This is a genomic window from Corynebacterium sp. c24Ua_83, from assembly GCF_039907245.1.
Lineage (GTDB): Bacteria > Actinomycetota > Actinomycetes > Mycobacteriales > Mycobacteriaceae > Corynebacterium.
Genome location: NZ_JASBOI010000018.1, coordinates 13,142 through 33,546 on the forward strand (window position 1 = coordinate 13,142; position 20,405 = coordinate 33,546).

Below are 20,405 nucleotides of genomic sequence, written 5' to 3' on the forward strand. Positions count from 1 at the left end.
TAGCAGGGCGCGGCTAGACCAGCAGTTCCGCGATCTGGATGGTGTTCAGAGCGGCGCCCTTGCGCAGGTTATCGCCCGCGACGACCAGCACCAGGCCGCGGTTTCCGTCGACGGTCTGGTCCTGGCGGATGCGGCCGACCAGGCTCTCGTCGATGCCCGTGGCAGCCAGCGGGGTGGGCACGTCCACGACCTTCACTCCCGGGGTCTCGGCCAGCAGCTTGCGGGCGGTGTCCGGGGTGATCTCGCGGTCGAATTCCGCGTGGATGGTCATGGTGTGGCCGGTGAAGACAGGCACGCGCACGCAGGTGCCGGCCACGCGCAGCTCGGGGATTCCCAGGATCTTGCGGGATTCGTTGCGCAGCTTCTGCTCTTCGTCGGTCTCCTCCGAGCCGTCGTCCACCAGGTTGCCAGCCAGCGGCAGGGCGTTGAAGGCGATGGGTTCCACGTAGGGGCCCAGGTCTTCGGCCTTGAGGGTGGAGCCGTCGTGTACCAGCTTTCGCAGGCCCTCTTCGTCGATGGCGCTCTCAGTGGCGACTAGGTCCAGCACCTGGCGCACCAGCGCGTCCACGCCGGCCAGCCCGGAGCCGGAAACGGCCTGGTAGGAGCTGACGTGCATCTGCTTTAGCCCCGCCGCCTTGTGCAGTGCGCCCATGACCGGCATGGCGGCCATGGTGGTGCAGTTTGGGTTGGCGATGATGCCCTTGGGCGGGTTCTTAACGTCCTGCGGGTTCACTTCGGAGACGACCAGTGGGACTTCCGGATCCTTGCGGAAGGCCGAGGAGTTGTCCACGACGATGGCACCGGCCTCGGCGAAGCGCGGGGAGTGCTCGCGGGAAGTCCCGCCGCCTGCGGAGAACAGAGCGATGTCGATGCCGCGTAGGTCCTCGGTGGCGGTGGCGGCGACGTCCTCGATGACGATCTGCTCGCCGCGGAATTCCAGCTTCTTACCCGCGGAGCGGGAGGAGGCGAAGAATCGTACCTTGTCCGCCGGGAAGTTCCGCTCGACGAGGATGTCGCGCATGACGCGACCGACTTGGCCGGTGGCTCCGACGACAGCGATGGTGGTCATTCGGGGATCTACCTCTTCTATCTGCTTAAGCTGCTATTTTAGCGTCCCGTCCCAGCGTACACGGTGGCTTCCGTCTCGCCGCCCAGCTGGAAGCGGTCGTGGATGGCGCGCACGGCCTTGTCCAGGTCGGTGTCGCGGATCAACACGGAGATGCGGATCTCGGAGGTGCTGATCAGTTCGATGTTTACGCCCGCGTCGCGCAGCGCCTCGCAGAAGTCAGCGGTCACGCCAGGATGGGACTTCATTCCAGCGCCGACCAGGGAGACCTTGCCCACGTGGTCGTCGAAGATAAGGTCCTGCCAGTCGTTCTGCTCCTTGATGCCCTTCAGCAGCTGCATCGCGCGGGTGGCGTCCGTCCGCGGGCAGGTGAAGGTGATGTCGGTGCGGTTGTTGTCGATCTTGCTGATGTTCTGCACGACCATGTCGATGTTGATCTCGGCGTCGGCAACGGCGCGGAAGACCTTCGCTGCCTCCCCGGGAGAGTCCGGGATGCCGAGGACGGCGATCTTGGCTTCGGAGCGGTCGTGTGCCACGCCGGTGAGTACTGCTTCTTCCATGGGAATATCCTCCATTGATCCAGAGACGAGGGTGCCGATGTCGGTGCTATACGAGGAGCGGACGCGCAGGGGCACGTCGAATGCGCGGGCGTATTCCACGCTGCGCAGCATCAGCACCTTCGCGCCGACGGCTGCCATCTCCAGCATTTCTTCGAAAGAGATTGTGTCGAGCTTCTGGGCGTCCGGCACAATGCGCGGGTCGGCGGTGTACACGCCGTCGACGTCGGAGTAGATCTCGCACACGTCGGCCTCGAGCGCCGCCGCCAGGGCGACTGCGGTGGCGTCCGAGCCGCCGCGTCCGAGGGTGGTCACATCGCGCGTTTCGCGGTTCACGCCTTGGAAGCCTGCGACGAGGCAAATCTTTCCAACGTCCAGGGCTTCCCGCACGCGGCCGGGGGTGACGTCCACGATGCGTGCGTTGCCGTGTCGCTCGGTGGTCAGCACACCCGCCTGCGAGCCAGTGAAGGATTGTGCCTCGGCACCGAAGGAGGCGATGGCCATGGCCACCAGCGCGTTGGAAATACGCTCACCGGCGGTTAGCAGCATGTCCATCTCGCGTGCGGGCGGCACGGGATTGACCTGCTCGGCGAGTTCCAGCAGGTCATCGGTGGTGTCTCCCATTGCGGAGCAGACGACGACCACGTCGTTACCCTGCTTTTTGGTTTCCACGATTCGCTCGGCTACGCGCCGGATCCTCTCCGCGCTTTCCAGCGAGGAGCCGCCGTATTTCTGAACGATGAGCGCCACTGGTTGTTGCCACCTTCCGGGTCTAGTCTTAATCAAACTTTAGACTACTTTGTCTGTTTCCCTGGGGCTAGGGTTCGAGTAACTCTTTTTCTTTCTGACGCCAACCTGCCCGCGCGCCACATGCGTCACATGCGTAACACGCGCGTCGCGGACTAATGTCCGACCCAGCCTCCGGCGTCCGATAAGGTACCCAGGGTACACAGTCGACAAAGAGGTGAGGGGCCACGATGCTCGAAAACAACGCGCTCGCAGTTGTTTTCGCACTTGGCTCCGCAATCACCATCGCCTGGGGGACGGTGGTGCGCCACCGCATCGCCGTCGCCTCCGGCGAGAATCGCAGCGGCGCCATCTGGGATGCCATCAAGCAGCCCATGTGGTGGGTCGGCGTGGCCAGCGCCCTGTTCGGATACCTCCTGCAGATCGTGGCACTGGCATTCGGAACGCTGCTGGTGGTGCAGCCGATCCTCGTGCTCTCCCTAATGTTCACACTGCCCCTGTCGGCGAAATACGACGGGCGACGAATATCGGCGTCCGAAACAGCATGGGCAGGGCTTTTGACGGTGGCAGTGACCATCCTCGTTGTGCGCGGTAAACCCGCCGCCGGCCACCGCGAGCCAGACCTGGCCGTGTGGCTGGTCTGCCTCAGTATCGGCGCGGTGATCTTGCTGGCGTTCTTTGTATATGCGCTGGAGCAGGCGGCCGCGCTGCGCGCGCTGGTACTGGGATCGATCACCGGCGCGATCATGGGTTATGTCGCCGTACTTTCGAAAGCCGTGGTGGACATTTTCCGCGACTCCGGCACAGTTACACTGCTGACTTCCTGGGAGCTGTGGACCCTGATCGCCTTCGCAGCCATCGGCACGGCGGTGCAGCAGGCCTCGTTTAACGCCGGCCCACTGAAGAACTCCCTGCCGGCAATGACGGTGGTGGAGCCACTGGTGGCGTTCGTGCTGGGCTACATCGTGCTGGGCGAGAAGTTCCAGATCGAGGGCTGGGAGTACGCCTACATGGCGGCCGCCATTGCGGTCATGACGGTCTCGACAGTGATCCTCAGCCGCAAGTCGATCGACGAGGACGAAGGCGCCGCGGAGGGCGCCGGTTCAACCACAGGCACGGACACTCCCGCAGGTTCCCCCTCGGAGCCGGGCGCCAACACGAACCCGGGAACGGGCGCTGGAACTGCAGAGGCGGAGACGGCGGTGTCATAAAGAAAGAACCATAAAAAACCGCAACAAACACCCCACATTGAGGGACAGATTTCCCACAATGTGGGATTTAGTGCTTTTTTAGGCGGTTTTGAGAGCTCTTCCTGTGATGCACCTAATACTCGGGCTATAGTGGTGACTATGACTACGCCAGCGCGCAACCTGCTTCTGCGACGCGGCGGGGCTCAAAGGTTTTAAGAGATTTGAGTTTACAGCTCAACGACCGACCGGCACCCCGTCGCGAATTTTGGCGTTGCCGGTCGGGAATAACAACCAAGAACAAACAATTCTTCTCAGGAGCCCCCACCCATGTCTAACGACACTTTCATCTCCGCCCCCGCCCGCATCAACACCCCGAACGGCGAAATCCCCGAAGGCCAGCCCGCCTGGAACAAGCAGCGCAACTCCACCATGCCGCACGCGCGCTACCAGCCGTTCTTCGAAGAGGTAGAGGAAATCACCCTGCCGGATCGCACTTGGCCGGACAAGGTCATCGACCGCGCTCCGCAGTGGTGCGCCGTGGACCTGCGCGACGGCAACCAGGCTCTGATTGACCCGATGAGCCCCGAGCGCAAGCGCCGCATGTTCGAGCTGCTGGTGGACATGGGCTACAAGGAGATCGAGGTCGGCTTCCCGTCTGCCTCCCAGACCGACTTCAACTTCGTTCGCGAGATCATCGAGAAGAACATGATCCCCGACGACGTCACCATCCAGGTGCTGGTCCAGGCGCGCGAGCACCTGATCCGCCGCACCTTCGAAGCCTGCGAGGGCGCGAAGAACGTCATCGTCCACTTCTACAACTCCACCTCGAAGCTGCAGCGCAAGGTGGTGTTCCGCAAGGACAAGGAAGCCATCAAGAAGCTGGCCACCGACGCAGCCGAGCTGATTAAGGCCATCGCCAAGGACTACCCGGATACCAGCTGGCGCTGGGAGTACTCCCCCGAGTCCTTCACCGGCACCGAGGTCGCCTACGCCAAGGAAGTCTGCGACGCAGTCGTCGAGGTAATGGACCCGACGCCGGAGAACCCGATCATCCTGAACCTGCCCTCCACCGTCGAGATGATCACCCCGAACGTGTACGCGGACTCCATCGAGTGGATGCACCGCAACCTGAACCGCCGCGACTCCATCATCCTGTCGCTGCACCCACACAACGACCGCGGCACCGGCGTAGCCGCCGCCGAGCTGGGCTACATGGCCGGCGCCGACCGCATCGAAGGCTGCCTGTTCGGCAACGGCGAGCGCACCGGCAACGTCTGCTTGGTCACCCTGGGACTGAACATGCTGACCCAGGGCGTGGACCCGCAGATCGACTTCTCCGACATCGACCAGGTGCGCCGCACCGTGGAGTACTGCAACCAGCTGCGCGTGCCGGAGCGCCACCCCTACGGCGGCGACCTGGTGTTCACCGCATTCTCCGGATCCCACCAGGATGCGATCAACAAGGGCCTGGACGCCATCGCGGAGAAGATCGACCCGGACGCCACCGCCGAGGAAGTCTCGCAAGAAGCCATGGTCGAGAAGACGTGGGAGGTTCCCTACCTGCCGATCGACCCGAAGGACGTCGGCCGTTCCTACGAGGCCGTGATCCGCGTGAACTCCCAGTCCGGTAAGGGCGGCGTGGCCTACATCATGAAGACCGACCACAACCTGCAGCTGCCGCGCCCGATGCAGGTGGAGTTCTCCTCCGTCGTGCAGGCCGTCACCGATGCCGAGGGCGGCGAGGTGAACCCGAAGGCCATGTGGGACATCTTCTCCGGCGAGTACCTGGACCGCGTCGCCCCGATCGAGACCATCTCCCTGACCGTCGACGGCGGCCAGAACGAAGGCGAAGAGGCCAAGGTCACCGGCCAGATCGAGTTCAACGGCGAGGGTAAGACTGTGCAGGGCCGCGGAAATGGTCCGATCAACGCATACTGCAACGCGCTGGAAGAGCTGGGCTACGACGTGGAGGTGCAGGAGTACAGCCAGCATGCCCGCACCTCGGGCGACGATGCCGAAGCCGCCGCGTACGTCCTGGCCGAAATCAACGGCGCGAAGTTCTGGGGCGTGGGCATCGCCAGCTCCATTACCTACGCTTCGCTGAAGGCCATCACTTCCGCGGTGAACCGTTCGCAGGATGCTGCCGCTGGGGTTTCCCAGGGCGTCTAGGGTCCCGGAACCACGCAGCCTGCCAGCGGGGCACGGTTCCCCGCTGGGTAGTATGTAGTCCATGAACGAGAACGATCACTCGGCCGCCCCCGGCCCCGAGCACACCGGCGCGCGCCGCCCAAGGCGCCCGCGCCGCAGGGTAACTCGCCCTGCAGGTTCTCTCGCTGTTTCTTTTTCGGACGGTACTTCTTCCGACGCTAGTACTTCGGCCGCCCCCTCCCCCGCCCACAACCATTCCCCCGCAGGCGCCGAAGGGCGCTCAGAGCCGGGGGCAGAAGTGTACTCCGCTCCGGTTGAAAACCCCGAGGTCCGAGCTGCCGCGGATTCCAGCGGGAGCGTCAGCGGGAGTTCCCGCGAGGACAACGACCAGTCGAGCCCCCGCGCGGAGCTCGAGTCCGCGCTGCACGACCTCCCCTCCAAGGAGGAGGCCCCCTTCGCGGCCGTGAGCATCTCCACCTCCGGCATTCACCCGAAAACCTCCCGGCTGGTGGCACTTTCCGTGGTCTTCTTCGGCCCTGGCGCGGAAGCCCCCGACGACGCTGCACACCCCGACGAACTGCCGACCATTAACATCGGCCAGGAAGTCAGCGCGCTGACCCGCCACCTCAACCCCGGCGAAGACGCCGGCCCCTGGCACCTCCACGGCTACCAGGTCAACGAGCTCTCCCAGGCGCTGGGCTTCAACTCCAGCGCGCAGCTGATCCACCAGGCCTTGGACGGGCGCACGCTCATCATGCATGAGTCCGACTACGTGTGGGGCTTCATCACCCACGAGTTCAAACTGTCGCAGCGCTCAGCGAACCGCGGCCGTCGCAGCCGCGGCCGCGGTCGCGGTGGTCGGCGCCAGCCAACGCCCGCACCGGTTTCCATCATCGACACGCTTGCCACCGCCCGACGCCAAGCTATCGACTCCACCGACCCCCGCCTGCGCGCCATCGTCGCCAGCTACAACCGCGCCGCCGAAGCTGCCTCCACTGCTACCAACTCCACCGCTACGGCTCCCACTCCAAGCTCCAGCACCAATCCAAGCTCCACCGCTGACGCTTTTACCAGCGCAAACACTCCCGCAAACGCCGGCCGATCTGCCGTGCTGGCCCCTGCGACGGCGCTGCCAGAGGTGGGCGCGGTGGCGTCACTAAGTAAAAAAGACATCGACCCCGACGAGCTGCTCGAGGCGAACGCGCGCCTCACCGCCGCCCTCGCGCTCGCGCAGCAGCGCAACGGCGAGCTGACGGTGCTGGACCCTGAGGACCTCGCGGCCGATCAATTTGGGCTGCGCCGTAGTGGCCTTCGTATTGACGCCGCTAACTCTCCCCGCCCATACGTAAACCCCGGGGCGTGGAAGAGCGGTGAGCCACTGGTCGAGGGGATGGAGTTTGTGGTCAGCCCGGATGTGGCGATCGACCCGGACGTGCTGATCGGCCAGGGTGTCGCCGCGGGGCTGGCGTATAGCGAGAAGCTGAATCGTCGCAGCTCGCTGGTCGTGTGCAACGAAAACTACGAGCTGCGGGGCAAGGCGATGCACGCCGACCGAAAGAACATTCCCCTGATCCGGGACGAGGACTTCCTGGCTCTGCTGGATAACGTGCAGCCCGGCGAGAGGGAGGCCGTTCCGGCGAAGCCTGGTGCGGACGCCCGCCCGCGGACCAGCGGGCTGGCCGGGCCGCGTGGCGAGTCTGGCTCTGGCGGGTCTGGCTCCAGCGGGCGCGGCTCTGGCTCGGGCAAATCCGGCAAGTCTAAGAAGTCGAACAAGAACGGTCGCTCCAACCCTTCCGGCCACAAGGGCAATGCAAACTCCGGCGGCCACGACGGGAAAATCCCGGGGCCCAGTGGCAAGCGAAATCGTCGGAGGCGTCGGCGCCGCAAGAGTTCCGGGGGTTCCGGAGGCTCCAGGGGTTCCACCAACGGCGGAAACTAGCCCGGCGTACCTCGCCCCCCCTTCAAAGGCGCCGGAGCTGGGAGGCAGCTAGAGCGTCAATGTCCAAAATCTACGAGTTATTAAAAGTAGCTCATCTGCAGCCAAAAACGCAACCCTCTGACCTGCGGGAATAGATTAGTTATATTTTAAGACGTGGAATTTTGGACATTGCCCCTAATAGCCAGCAGACTGGCCGGCGTTTGCTAGCCAGCAGGCGGCCCAGTGGTGACTAGCCAGCAGGCAGGTCGGTGCCGATTAGTCACCCAGGTCGGTGCCGGTTAGTCACCCTTCAGCTCGGTGATAAGTGCGCGCACGCGGACGTCAATGTCATCCCGCACCAGGCGCATGCGCTCCATGCCCTCAATACCGCGCTCGGAGGGCTCGTCGGTAACCCACCGCTCGAGGGTTCCCTGCGCGTCGGCGGGTAGCTCCAGCTGGGCGTCCTTGCCGAGAATGACCACCCGGTCAGCCTCTCGCAACAACTGCGGATCTACAGCCTTGGGGCGGCCGCCGGACATGTCCGCACCGACCTCGCTGATGGCTTCCACCGACTCCGTGTTGAGCTTGGTCGCCGGTTTGGTGCCAGCGGAATGAATCTCGATGGCCTCGCCAGCATGCTTGTCCGCCAAGGCGGCCGCCATTTGCGACTTGCCGCCGTTGCCTACGCAGACGAAAAGTACCTTGGGTTTATTGCTCATGGTTTAATCCTCCCCCATCGAGACGGAACGTGCTGGACTGCTGTGCCGCACGGGCAGTGTCGGGTCGCCAGCGAAGAGCTTCGACCCCACCCACAGCATGACGTAGACCAGACCGACTAGCACCGGAATCTCGATCAGCGGGCCGACCGTTCCAGCCAGTGCCTGCGCAGAGGTCGCACCAAAAGTACCGATAGACACGGCGATGGCAAGCTCGAAATTGTTGCCCGCAGCGGTGAAAGACACAGAAGCAGACTGAGCGTAGTTCAACCCCGCAACCTTGGACACAGCCAGCGCCAGGGCAAACATTCCAGCGAAGTAGGCCACCAACGGAACCGCCGTCCGAGCCACCGCCCACGGGTTGTCTGCAATCTGCTCTCCCTGCAGCGCAAACAGAAGCACGATCGTATAAAGCAGACCAATCAGCGCGAGGGGAGAGATCGCGGGCAAGAACTTTGCCTCGTACCATTGCTGCCCCTTCAACCTCTCCCCGAGCACGCGGGAAGCCAAGCCAGCCGCCAACGGGATACCCAGGAAAACCAGGACAGATACCACGATCGACCAGAAGGAAAAGTCTGCCGAGGTTGTAGGAAGCCCCAGCCAGCCGGGGAGAATCTGCAGATAAAACCAGCCCAGCACTCCAAACATGAGCACTTGGAAAACAGAGTTGATCGCCACCAGGACGGCGGTCAACTCCCTATCCCCGCAGGACAGCTCCGACCACACCAGAACCATCGCGATACATCGGGCCAGGCCGACGATGATCAGCCCGGTGCGCAGCTCAGGCTCGTCGGGCAAACATACCCAGGCCAGGATGAACATCAACGCTGGCCCAACGACCCAGTTGAGGGCAAGGGAAACCGCCATCAGGCGCTTATCCGCCGCAATCTGCCGGGTTTTGTCGTAGCGAACCTTCGCCAGCGGCGGATACATCATGACCAGCAGGCCGAGCGCGATCGGAAGCGAGACCCCTCCCACCTCCAGCTCCCCGAGCTTCGCTCCGATTTCTGGCACCACCCGATTAACGAGCAGTCCAGCAATCATCGCGAGGATAATCCACACGGGCAGGAACCTATCCAAAAAGGACATCTGCGGGCGCTGTGAAGCTGTCATGCAACCTTCCTTAGACATTGACACACGTCGATATAAAACCAAATGACATATTGATGTCCGTCAATATAAATGGCATATTGATATCTGTCAATATAAGATGCTCCGTATGGCCACCCCGCAGATTGTTCCGCTCGCAGACATCTCCACCTGCTGCTCCTTGAGTAAAGGACCGCTATCGGATCCTGAGGCCGCCCGTTATGCCACCTTGTTCAAGGTCCTATCCGACCCCGCCCGCTTGCAAATACTCTCCCACCTGGCAGCCAAAGGCTGCGAACCAATCAGCGTAAACCAGCTAACAGACATCACGGGACTAAGCCAGCCCACGGTCTCACACCACCTAAAGCGGCTTACCGATGCAGGTCTGCTCCGCAAAGCCCGAACAGGTCGCACTGTCACACACCTAGTAAAGCCCGAACTCTTCGCTGAACTTCGCGCTGTTCTCCAAATGGACTAACGCTCGCCATCTCCAGCGCGCCAGCCTCCAAATTCCAGCACGCCCCTGCGAGTACACTTAGTCCCCATGGATAACTCTGATCGAACCGGCGCACAGCCTGCGGGCACGCAGCACTCCGGGCAGCAGGGCGCCCAGCACCCCGGGCCACACCCCGCCGGCACACGCCGCTCCGCGCTGCAGCGGTTCCGCAGCTCCATTGCGATTCGCATGGCGCAGCTGGCTACGTGGGCGTCAAGAAAGGCAGGGCGAGGGGCCGGCGGCATGATCGGCGGCCTGATCGGCGGGGCAATCGACCCACAGCTAATGGCAAGCCTCGGCGCCGGCAAGGATGGCAAGAAGCGTCCAACGGTGCTGGTCACAGGCACAAACGGCAAGTCCACAACCACCCGCATGCTGGCCGGCGCCGTCCGCACAGCCGCGACCGTCTGCACTAACGAGGGCGGCGACAACATGGACGCGGGCGTGATCAGCGCGCTGCTTGCCGGCCGCGACGCTGACACAGTCGTGCTGGAAGTCGATGAGCTGCACGTCCCCAAAATCGCCGAGAAACTCGACGCGGACGTGCTGGTACTGCTGAACCTCTCGCGCGACCAGCTGGACCGCGTGGGCGAGATCAACAAGATCGAGCGCACCCTCCGCGCGTGCATAGAGGCTCGCCCCGACATGCAGGTCATCGCGAACTGCGACGATGTTTCCGTAACCTCCGCCGCTTGGGATTCCCCGAATGTCCAGTGGGTCAGCGCCGGCTTCGGCTGGGCCGGCGATTCCACCAGCTGCCCGCGCACCGAAGGCGCGATCATCCACCGCACTGGCGAAGACGGCGTGGTGGACTGGTACGCCGCAAAGAAGCTCCCCGATGGCCGGGAATTCCGCAGGCCAACCCCCGATTGGCGCATCACGGACGACGGCCTGATCGACCGCGAGGGCAACCTGCACCCGATGAACCTGACCCTCCCGGGCAACGCAAACCGCGGCAACGCCACCCAGGCCGTCGCCGCCGCCGTGGCTTTGAGCGAGCTTCTCCCTCAGCGCATCTCCACCGAGCAGGCGATCACCGCCGCGGAGAAGGTGGATAACGTCGCGGGCCGCTACTCCGTGGTGCACTTCGGTAACCACGAGGTCCGCCTGATGCTGGCGAAGAATCCAGCCGGCTGGCAGGAGGCCCTGTCGATGGTGGATCGCACCGCCGATAGCCTCGTGATCAGCGTAAATGGCCAGGTCGCCGACGGCCAGGACCTGTCGTGGCTGTGGGACGTGCGCTTCGAGAACTTCGAGGGCGTGCACGTGGTGGCCGCGGGCGAGCGTGGCACGGATCTGGCGGTCCGCCTCGGATACGCAGCGGTCGAGCACAATCTGATCAAGGATACGGTCGCGGCGATCCGTTCCTGCCCGCCGGGCCGCGTGGAGGTTCTGGCGAATTACACGGCGTTCCGCGATCTGAAGCGGGTGCTGGACAAGGAAGGGGAAGCGTAAATGAGCACTGAGCTGAACATCGGCCTGATCCTGCCTGACGTGCTGGGCACGTATGGCGACGATGGCAACGCCCTGGTGCTGCGCCAGCGCGCCCGCATGCGCGGCATTTCCGCGGAGATTCACCCGATCCACCTGGGCGAGCCCGTGCCAGAGTCCCTGGACGTGTACACCGTCGGCGGCGGCGAGGATACCGCGCAGGTTCTGGCGGCGGAGCACCTCATCAGTGATGGCGGCATTGCCCGCGCGGTCGCCGCCGGCCGCCCGGTTCTGGCTATTTGCGCAGGTCTCCAGGTGTTTGGCCGCTCCTTCACCAGCCATGATCGCACGGTCGAGGGGTTGGGTCTTATTGACGCCACCACATCCCAACTCGCCGAGCGCATGATCGGCGAGATCGCCTCCACCCCGTCAGCCTCCGCGGTGACCCGCGGGGCGGCGGCAGCTCAGGCTGGCGACGGCACGACTGGCGGTGACAGCAAGCCTGGCGCTGGCGGCGGGGCGGGCCTGACGGAACCGCTGACGGGGTTCGCTAACCACATGGGTGCGACGATCCTGGGTGCGGACGCGGAGCCGCTGGGTCGCCTGACCCGTGGCACGGGCAACACCGATCTCCACGGAGTGGAGGCGGCGGGACTTTCCGGCGAGGATGCTCACCGGCAGACGCGCGCCGAAGGGGCTGTTCAGGGTTCCGTCGTGGCGACGTACATGCACGGCCCCGTGCTCGCCAGGAATCCCCAGTTGGCGGACTGGCTGCTCGCCCGCGCAATGGGGGTTGGGCTCAACGAGCTCCCCGAGTTCCAGGGTGAGCTGGCGGAGCAGTTGGAGCGCGAGGTGGCGTCGCTAAGAAAGGAACGCCTCTAAGCGCCGAGCTTGGCCACGCTAAGGATCATCGGCAGCTGAAGGGGGACCCGCGCGAAGGCGATGGCGCGCGCAGGCTGCGGTTTGGCACGCCAGTCCCAGGCCATCTTGATGTTGCCGGGGAGCACGCCGACTAGGAAGAGTGCGGCGGCGGGGGCGATTGTACTGCGCAGCGCGCCGCGCCATTCGGGCTTCAGGCTACATACCGCGATGCTGGTGGCCAGGGCGATTTCCATGGCTCCGGAGCCGAGCGTCCAGGCGCGCGGGGTGCCGGGGAGTTCCTCCGGAACGATTCTGTCGAAGCCCTCCGGCTTAACAAAGTGCAGCACGCCTGCGGTGCCGAAGACGGTTCCCCATACGGCGGAGCGAATTCCGGCCGCGCGGGACAGGCGGTGCGGACGGAGGGCGTTGTGCAAAGGGTTTTTACTCATGGGCGCCACTGTAGTCCTGCCGTGCGACAGCGGTGCTCTGTGCCGCGGGACAAAGGGGGCGCGCGGACAGACTGATGCGCCCCGCGCCGTCGCTACCACGGCTAGAGAGGCTCCAGCGGCTACAGAAACTACAGCGCGGTGCGGCCGGCGAACGCCCGGGACAGGGTGAGTTCGTCGACGAACTCCAAGTCCCCGCCCATCGGAATGCCCGAGGCCAGGCGCGTGACCGTTAGCCCGGGGAAGTCGCGCAGCAGGCGGCCGAGGTAGGAGGCCGTCGCCTCGCCCTCCGTGTTCGGGTCGGTGGCGATGATGACCTCGGTGATCTCGGGGGCTTCGTCGTACTCGACGTCGGTCTTGACGTCGGTCTCGACAGCAGCCGTTTCGGCATTGCCCGTTTCAGCTGCGTCCGCGCCGCTGGGTTCGCCACCGGCGGGCGTGTCGGCGTCACCAAGAGAAGCCCCGCCGCCCTTCGCGCCGAGCGCGACGTCCGGCAGAGCCCCGCCGATGCGCTGCACCAGGGGCGTGACGTTCAGTTCCTTCGGCCCGATGCCGTTCAGCGGGTCGAGTGCCCCGCCAAGCACGTGGTAGCGCCCGCGGTATTCCGCGGTGCGTTCGATCACCTGGATGTCTTTGGATTCCTCGACTACGCAGATGATGCCTTTGTCGCGGTTGGAGTCCGCGCAGATCCGGCACACATCTTCTTGGGAAATGTTGTGGCAGATGCGGCAGAACGTCACGCCGCGCTGCAGGCGGCCGAGTGCGTTTTGGAAGCGCTCGATGTCCTCCGGCTCTTCGTTCAGCAGGTGCAGCGCGATGCGTTGCGCGCTTTTCGGCCCGATGCCGGGCAGCCGGGAGAATTCGTCGATGACGTCCTGTAATGGTCCTTCGAACAACTAGATCTCTCTTTGGAGTTCTTAAAAGGCTTAGAAGCCCAGGCCGCTCATGCCCTGGGACAGCGGGCCCATCTTCTCCTCGGCGAGGGTCTGCAGCTTCTGGTTTGCGTCCTTGAACGCGCCGAGCAGCAGGTCCTTCAGGGTGTCGATGTCCTCGGGGTCGACGATCTTCGGGTCGATCTCCATGTCGGTGACCTCGCCGGAGCCTGCGACGGAGATAGTGACCAGGCCGTTGCCTGCCTCGCCCTTGACGGTGGAGGCGGCGATCTCGCGCTGTGCTTCCTGCAGCTGTGCCTGCATCTGCTGGGCCTGCTGCATCAGCTGGTTCATGTCTGGCTGGCTCATTTTGTTTACCTTTCGTCGGGTTTTTTCGTGCTTGTTTTTAGTACTTCCACAACTGTACCGCTCGGCTTGGACAGGCGCGTTAGGCACTGTCGCGTGTGCGCGGTGTTGTGTTCACGCTTAGCGAACTCTCTCCGCGCCGAGGCTCTTTTCGATCAGTTCACCTGCGATTTCCAGCGGCGTGCGGTGGTCGCGCTCGCCGGGTGCGCGCTCGAGGTCGGCGAGTAGTTCGTCGCGTTCATTTTGTTCTGTTCTTTGTGACGCCCCCTCGGCCCCAGCAGCGCCCATCCCAGCGTGGGGCTGGTGGTTCGCGGCTCGGGACGGGGATTCTTGCGTCCGCGCGGGCGACCCAGATGGGGCAGGTGATGCGGAGGGTCCCGACGGCGCAGAGGATCCAGGGGAGCCGGACGTGCCGGAGGAACCGGAGGAATCAGACGGATCAGAGGGGTCCGAGGGTTTAGGCGGCAGCGGCGCGTCGGCGGCTGGGTCAGCTGCCGCGGGGTTCGCGAGGGGATCTGCGGCGTTGGCGGCCGCCCCGCCACCCCATTGGTCGACGGGGCTGTCTCCGTAGGCATCGACTGGCGGCTCGTCGGGTAGCGGGACGCCGTTGAAGCCGTTTTCCATGTTGTATTTCTTGCGGGCCTTGGCTCGTTCGGCGCGGGCGCGCCAGCCGGAGTTCGGGTCTTCCTGCGCTGCGGCTTCACTCGAATTGGCTGCAGTTCCAGCCCCCGCGCCGGCAGCTCCCCGGCTGCCAGCAGTGGCGCCCGCTACACCCGCTCCACCTGTGCCCGCTGCTCCTGCGTTGCGGTGGGAATGCGAGGCCTTGCGCATCGCTTCTTCCATCGCGCGGGCGCGCTCCAGGGCGCTGGAGGCTGCGCTGCGGGAGGCTGCTGCGTCTATCGGGGTTTCCGCTGGCACAGGGTTCACCGGTGTGGAGGCTGGCGTTTGTCCCTCACCGGCGGAGGGCTGTGCCGCCGCCGGTTCAGATTTTCCCGGCTCATCGCCTCCTGCAGGTCCGGAGGCTTCAGCGGTTCCGGCAGTTCCGGCGGCATCGGCACCGACAGCTTCGTCGCCGACGTAGGCGACGATGCGAGCCGGGCTTCCCGTGACACTCTGGATAGCCTGCGAATACACCTCCGCATTCTTCGCCCCGTTGACTAGGCGCGCCAGTGAGCCGGTGTGGTGATCCACGTGAACCTCGCCCGCAGTGGGCTGGGACGCACGCGGTGTAGCGCCTCGGAGGGCGATCCAAGCGCTGAGGTCCAGGTCGTGGACGGCATCCATGATGCGCGCCCAGGAGTCCGAATCAATTGTGGCGGCCACTTCCGCCGAAGCCTCCGAGCTTGCGCTATCCGCTGGCGTGGGCTCTTCCGTTGCAGCGGCAGACTCCGCGGCGCTGGCCTGGCGATGGCGCTGCATGATGTCGCGCGCCCGGCGCGCTTCGGCGATAGCCGGGGACTCCTGCGCGGTTTGCTGCGCCGACTCCTGTTTCGTCTCAGCCGGTGTCTCCGGGACTGCCTTCTGTGTAGCCTCCTGCGGCGTCTCCGGCGCCGGGGAAGCTTCCGCTGCCTCGGGGGACTCGGCGGGCTGAACCGGAGACTGCTCCGCAGCTGACACCTGGTCTGCTGGCGGCGTGTGCTCCGGTGCCTTCTCTGCAGGCTGCGCAGGTTCCGACTGAGCCGATGCAGGCTGCTGCGCTGCGTCCTGCGTAGCCTTCCTTCGGCGAGCGAACATCTCCGCCCGGCTGCCGCGCACGCCCGTGCCAGTGCCTGTCCCAGCAACCGAACCAGCTCCAGCACCGGCGCCCGTGCGCGCGCTCGAGCCAGCACCGGCGCCTATTCCTGCCGCCCGGCCAACGCCAGCACCACTGCCACCGGCACCGCTACCGCCAGCCCCGCCATGTCCCTTCTCCAGGGCCTCCACGCGCTGCGCCAGTGCCTCCACCGTCATGCCAGCGGCGGGCAGCGCCATGCGAGCGCACAGGATCTCCAGCAACAGCCGCGGAGCCGTAGCGCCGCGCATCTGCGCCAGCCCCTCATTCACCAGGGATGCGCAACGGGTCAGCGTCGCCTGCCCCATCTTCTCCGCCTGTTCGCGCAGCACGTCACGGGACTCCGCAGGCGCGTTCACTAGCCCACGCTCGAAAGCATCCGGCACGGCCTGCACCACCAGCAGGTCGCGGAAGCGGTCCAGCAGGTCCTCGCTGAAGCGACGTGGGTCGTACCCCGCATCAATCACATCGTCGACCACTGCGAACAGCGCTGCGGAGTCGTGTTCCGCCAGCGCATACACGGCGCGGTCGATGAGGGTGGAATCCGTCACGCCCAGCAGAGCCAATGCTCGGTTGTACGTCACGCCCTCCGGCCCAGCACCGGCCAGCAGCTGATCCATGATCGACAGCGAGTCACGCGGCGAACCACCACCCGCGCGGATGACCAGCGGATACACCGCATCCTCCACCGGCACGCCCTCGCCGGACACCACCGATTCCAGCAGCCCGCGCATATCCGGCGGCGCCAACAGGCGGAACGGGTAGTTGTGGGTTCGGGAGCGGATGGTCTGCAGCAGCTTCTCTGGCTCCGTCGTAGCGAAGATGAAGATCAGGTGCTCCGGCGGCTCCTCCACAATCTTCAGCAGGGCGTTGAAACCCGCCGTGGAGATCATGTGCGCCTCGTCAATAATGAACACCCGGTAGCGAGATTCCGCAGGTGCGTAGAAGGCGCGTTCGCGCAGCTCGCGCATGTCGTCCACGCCGTTGTGCGTGGCGGCGTCCAGCTCCGTGACGTCCAGGTTCCCCGGCCCGCCGGGCGCCAGCGATACACAGGATTCGCACTTTCCGCAGGGCGTGGACGTCGGCCCTTCCACGCAGTTCAGCGAGCGGGCCAGGATGCGCGCCGACGACGTCTTGCCGCAACCGCGCGGCCCGGAGAACAGGTATGCGTGGTTGATCCGCCCGCTATCCAGCGCCACCGACAACGGCTCAGTCACGTGAGATTGCCCCACGACCTCGGCAAACGTCGCCGGACGATATTTCCTATAAAGTGCCACGAACCTACCCTACATTCCGCCTAAGACGACCCGTTGCGGTCGCCTAGCGCCATATGTCGTTGATATTGACGCCCTCACGCACCAACCGCTCCTGCACCGCGGCCACACCTGCCGTCTGCGCGAGCTCAAGCTCCTCGTCCGTCAGCATCACCAGCTGCGCGACGATGGTCAGTCGGCCCGGGTGGGTGAACTCCACCTCGGTCTCGCCTTCCTTCGAGTGGCGGCCCGCGCCGCCGGAGGTGACCTCGTGGACTTGCGGCACGCCCTCGTCCCACACATAGGGAACCACCAGCAGGCCGTTGCGGGCGGTGATCTTCCGCTCGGAATCGGCATCCATCTGCTGCACCACGTTCGGCAGCATGGTGCCAGGCTGCGGCGGCCAGTGACCAGGGTCTTGGGAGATCATCGTCGCGGCGTGGGCCAGCAGGTCGGCGGCGGTATCGTCGTGTCCGCTGACGACGGTCAGCAGTTCCACGCGCAGGTCGGAGCCGTCTTCCGTCTCCAGGCCGGCTTCCATGCGCCCCGCGTCGATGGTCATTGCAACCGTCTCGGCCAGCACGGGCTCTTCGTCGCCCTCCTGGGGTACGCCTTCACCGTCCAGGGGTGCCTCGTAACCCTCCTGGAATGTGCCGTTCTGGGACGAAGGGGCGTCACCAAGAAACACCTCGGCGACAGCGAACTCAGGGAAGGAATCGGCGACCTTGCGGCGTGCGACGGTCGGCTCGCCGGGGAGTAGCCCCTGGACCCAAACCAGTATTTCGTCGGTGTTGATGGTGGCCTCCTGCTTGCTGTTTGAAGGTGCTGGTTAGCGCCGGGTTAACGCTGGCCCGCGTCGTGCTCGACCATCTCGATCGCGGCGTAAAGAACGCAGGTGGCGAAGCCGTCCATGGCGACCTCCAGCTGCTCGATCGTCGGCATGGAAGGAGCCAGGCGCAGGTTGCGGTCGTTCGGATCCTGCTTCAGCGGGTAGGTCGAACCCGCAGCGGTCAGAGCCACGCCGGCCTTCTTCGCCAGCTCCACCACGCGGGCAGCGGTGCCGTCCAGCAGGTTCACGGAGATGAAGTAGCCGCCCTCCGGGACGGTCCACTCGGCAACATTGAGGTCGCCCAGGCGGCGCTGCAGGATCTCCACCACGCGGGTGAACTTCGGCCCCAGGGAGCCCGCGTGCTTACGCATAAGGTCGCGCACGCCCTCGGCATCCTTCAGGTACTGCAGGTGAGCCAGCTGGTTGACCTTGTTCGGGCCAATGCCACGCACGTTGGCGATCTTCTTGTACCACTCCAGGTTCTCCGTGGAGGAAGCGAAGAAGGCCAGGCCAGCGCCTGCGAAAGTGATCTTGGAGGTAGAGGACATGGCCCAAAAGCGGTTCGGGTTGCCCGCCTTCTCGGCGACGTCCAGGATGTTGATGATCTCCGGGAACTCGTCGGTCAGGGTGTGAACAGCGTAGGCGTTGTCCCACACGATGCGGAAATCCGGCGCACCAGTTTCCATCGCAGCCAGGGCCTCGGCGGTCTGCTGCGAGAAGGTAACGCCCGTGGGGTTGGCGAACATCGGCACGGCCCACATGCCCTTCACGGCCGGGTCCTTCGCCAGCTCGCGCACCTGGTCCATGTCCGGGCCTTCATCCGTCATGTCGACGGTCAGCATCTCGAAGCCGAACAGCTCGGTGATGAAGTGGTGGCGGTCGTAGCCCGGCACGGGGCAGATCCACTTCAGCTTCTCCTCCGCCGACCAGGGGCGCTCGGAATCGTTGGTGCCGAAAGTGTAGGCCCAGCTGATCAGGTCGAACATGATGTTCAGGCTGGAAGCGTCCCCGGCGATGACGTTATCCACCGGCAAGCCCAGGACGTCCGCCCACAGCTGGCGGATCTCCGTCAGGCCGACCCCACCGCCGTAGTTGCGCACATCCACTCCGGAGGGCGAGGTGAAGTTCTCGCCCGGAAGGCTCAGCAAATCCACCGAGAAATCCAGCTGCTCTGCCGAAGGCTTACCGCGCGTGAGATCCAGGTTGAGCCCCTTGGAGTGCAGCTCTTCGTAGGCCTGGCGGACGTCCTCCTTCATGCTGAGGAGGAGCTCTGCGTTTACGTTTTCGATCTTCATGTAGATTCTCTCCCGCTTGTGGCGTGCTGGGGTTTACCCTCGGTGTGGCTTACCTTTGCCAGTCTAACTGACGTGCCGGACACCGCCCCCGCCAGAGCGTGCCCCGGCGCCGCCCGGCGCCACAGCCCCGGCGAAACTCAGCGCCTGCGGGGCTACCTTGCGGGCGATAGGATATCGACGGGCTAAGGTGCATAGAGCTTGCAAAAAGTTACCGTGCGTCAGTTCTCGCCGGATGTAGTTGAAATAGTTGGAAAGGATCCACTATGGCTAAAACCGAACCCAACCGAGTCCGGGTCCCCGTCGAACGCGCCATCCGCGAGTGCCGCCTTTACGTCGAGGGCAAGCAAACCCCCGGCCAGGCGAACTATGCCACCGCGCTGAAAGAGATCGAGGAGCTAGCCACCCCCAGCAGGGGCAGCTTTGTGCTGGTCACCCTAGAGGAACCCTCGGAAGAGCAGATGCTGAAGGTGGCGCAGCGCTACGACGTCGACGAACTCATCGTCGAGGATGCCGTAACCGCCCACCAGCGCGCCAAGCTGGAGCGCTACGAAAACCAGCTGTTCACGGTCGTCCGCTCCGTGCAGTACGCGGGCAACAAGGACCTCATCGACCGGCGTGACCTCATCCAAACCGGTGAGGTGCAGATGGTCATCAGCCAGAAGTTCATCATCGTGATCGCTCACGATACAGAACTGCCCGACCCGGAAGTCCGCTTGCACCAGGCGCCCGAGCTGCGCAACGCAGGTCCGATGGCCATCGCGTGGGCCATCACGGACTACCTGGTCGACGAGTACACCCGCATCTCCGAGGCGCTGGAAGACCGCGTCGACAACTTGGAGGAGGAGGTCTTCACCCTCCGCGCCGAGACGAACATCGAGAATATCTACACCCTGAAGCGCGAGATCCTGGAGATGCGCCACGCCATCGGCCCGCTGATCCCGGCGCTGCGCGCGCTGATCGAAAACCACAAGGATCTGACAACCAAGCACGTCAGGGCGTTTTTCCGCGATGTCTTGGACCACGCCATGCTGGCCAAGGACAAGATCGACTCTTTCGACGAGCGTCTGAGTTCCCTTATTCAGGCCAGCTCGGCGATCATTTCTCTGCGTCAGAACCAAGACATGCGCACGATCTCGTCCATCATCGGTATGGCCGCACCGCCGACGATGATCGCGGGTATATACGGCATGAACTTCGACAACATTCCGGAGCTGCACTGGGAGTACGGCTACTACTACTGCCTGCTTTTGAACCTTGCGGTGATCCTGCTGATGTGGTGGTGGTTCAAGCGCAAGAACTGGCTATAGCCCCGCGCTGATCCCGCCCCGCTCCAGCCTGGCGCGACCCCGCCCCG

At 64.6% G+C, this 20,405-nt stretch carries 16 protein-coding genes and 1 pseudogene; 7 read left to right on the forward strand and 10 right to left on the reverse strand.

The window, feature by feature from the left end; all coding sequences use genetic code 11:
* Positions 1 to 13: 13 nt before the first annotated feature.
* Both QKE30_RS09415 and QKE30_RS09420 read right to left on the reverse strand, forming a co-directional pair.
* Complete coding sequence (locus QKE30_RS09415; protein WP_347934659.1) at positions 14 to 1,069, reverse strand: aspartate-semialdehyde dehydrogenase; 1,056 nt, start codon at positions 1,067 to 1,069, stop codon at positions 14 to 16.
* 38 nt (positions 1,070 to 1,107) lie between these two features.
* Positions 1,108 to 2,373 (reverse strand): aspartate kinase, encoded by a 1,266-nt coding sequence (locus QKE30_RS09420; protein WP_239202528.1) that lies wholly within the window; start codon positions 2,371 to 2,373, stop codon positions 1,108 to 1,110.
* 227 nt (positions 2,374 to 2,600) lie between these two features.
* On the opposite strand from QKE30_RS09420, the pseudogene QKE30_RS09425 reads away from it, so the two are divergent.
* The 3 genes and pseudogenes from QKE30_RS09425 to QKE30_RS09435 all read left to right on the forward strand — a co-directional run.
* Positions 2,601 to 3,440 (forward strand): annotated as a pseudogene (locus QKE30_RS09425) (DMT family transporter); the annotation flags it as partial.
* 447 nt (positions 3,441 to 3,887) lie between these two features.
* Entirely contained in the window at positions 3,888 to 5,729 is a 1,842-nt protein-coding gene (leuA, locus tag QKE30_RS09430; protein WP_347934660.1) for a 2-isopropylmalate synthase, read from the forward strand.
* 61 nt (positions 5,730 to 5,790) lie between these two features.
* Positions 5,791 to 7,647: a DNA polymerase III subunit epsilon gene (locus QKE30_RS09435; protein ID WP_347934661.1), complete on the forward strand. Its 1,857-nt coding sequence runs from the start codon at positions 5,791 to 5,793 to the stop codon at positions 7,645 to 7,647.
* Between the two features lie 278 nt (positions 7,648 to 7,925).
* Here QKE30_RS09435 and QKE30_RS09440 read toward each other — a convergent pair whose 3' ends face one another.
* On the reverse strand, positions 7,926 to 8,345 hold the full coding sequence (locus tag QKE30_RS09440) for a low molecular weight phosphatase family protein (RefSeq protein ID WP_347934662.1): 420 nt from the start codon (positions 8,343 to 8,345) through the stop codon (positions 7,926 to 7,928).
* Between the two features lie 3 nt (positions 8,346 to 8,348).
* Positions 8,349 to 9,455: an ACR3 family arsenite efflux transporter gene (gene arsB / locus QKE30_RS09445; RefSeq protein WP_347934663.1), complete on the reverse strand. Its 1,107-nt coding sequence runs from the start codon at positions 9,453 to 9,455 to the stop codon at positions 8,349 to 8,351.
* A 106-nt stretch (positions 9,456 to 9,561) separates the two neighbouring features.
* Here arsB and QKE30_RS09450 point away from each other — a divergent pair, with 106 nt between their 5' ends.
* The 3 genes from QKE30_RS09450 (at position 9,562) to QKE30_RS09460 (ending at position 12,240) form a co-directional block, all read left to right on the forward strand.
* On the forward strand, positions 9,562 to 9,909 hold the full coding sequence (locus QKE30_RS09450; RefSeq protein WP_035008787.1) for a metalloregulator ArsR/SmtB family transcription factor: 348 nt from the start codon (positions 9,562 to 9,564) through the stop codon (positions 9,907 to 9,909).
* Between the two features lie 66 nt (positions 9,910 to 9,975).
* Entirely contained in the window at positions 9,976 to 11,382 is a 1,407-nt protein-coding gene (locus tag QKE30_RS09455; RefSeq protein ID WP_297666743.1) for a MurT ligase domain-containing protein, read from the forward strand.
* Positions 11,383 to 12,240: a glutamine amidotransferase gene (locus QKE30_RS09460; RefSeq protein ID WP_347934664.1), complete on the forward strand. Its 858-nt coding sequence runs from the start codon at positions 11,383 to 11,385 to the stop codon at positions 12,238 to 12,240.
* On the opposite strand, the gene QKE30_RS09465 is transcribed toward QKE30_RS09460, so the two are convergent.
* From QKE30_RS09465 to QKE30_RS09490, 6 genes are all read right to left on the reverse strand, one after another.
* Complete coding sequence (locus tag QKE30_RS09465) at positions 12,237 to 12,668, reverse strand: hypothetical protein (RefSeq protein ID WP_347934665.1); 432 nt, start codon at positions 12,666 to 12,668, stop codon at positions 12,237 to 12,239. The two genes, QKE30_RS09460 and QKE30_RS09465, sit on opposite strands and share 4 nt — an antisense overlap.
* Positions 12,669 to 12,796: 128 nt before the next feature.
* Complete coding sequence (gene recR / locus QKE30_RS09470; protein ID WP_347934666.1) at positions 12,797 to 13,561, reverse strand: recombination mediator RecR; 765 nt, start codon at positions 13,559 to 13,561, stop codon at positions 12,797 to 12,799.
* 30 nt (positions 13,562 to 13,591) lie between these two features.
* Positions 13,592 to 13,906, reverse strand: a complete 315-nt coding sequence (locus tag QKE30_RS09475) for a YbaB/EbfC family nucleoid-associated protein (protein ID WP_005292353.1) — start codon at positions 13,904 to 13,906, stop codon at positions 13,592 to 13,594.
* Positions 13,907 to 14,023: 117 nt separating this feature from the next.
* The gene (locus tag QKE30_RS09480; protein WP_347934667.1) at positions 14,024 to 16,951 is read right to left on the reverse strand and encodes a DNA polymerase III subunit gamma and tau; all 2,928 of its coding nucleotides are present in this window, start codon (positions 16,949 to 16,951) and stop codon (positions 14,024 to 14,026) included.
* Positions 16,952 to 16,994: 43 nt separating this feature from the next.
* Positions 16,995 to 17,615: a suppressor of fused domain protein gene (locus QKE30_RS09485; protein WP_347934668.1), complete on the reverse strand. Its 621-nt coding sequence runs from the start codon at positions 17,613 to 17,615 to the stop codon at positions 16,995 to 16,997.
* Positions 17,616 to 17,767: 152 nt separating this feature from the next.
* Positions 17,768 to 19,051, reverse strand: a complete 1,284-nt coding sequence (locus tag QKE30_RS09490) for an aminotransferase class I/II-fold pyridoxal phosphate-dependent enzyme (protein WP_347934669.1) — start codon at positions 19,049 to 19,051, stop codon at positions 17,768 to 17,770.
* Positions 19,052 to 19,314: 263 nt separating this feature from the next.
* On the opposite strand from QKE30_RS09490, the gene QKE30_RS09495 reads away from it, so the two are divergent.
* Entirely contained in the window at positions 19,315 to 20,358 is a 1,044-nt protein-coding gene (locus tag QKE30_RS09495; protein WP_297666736.1) for a magnesium and cobalt transport protein CorA, read from the forward strand.
* The last annotated feature ends 47 nt before the right edge of the window (positions 20,359 to 20,405 follow it).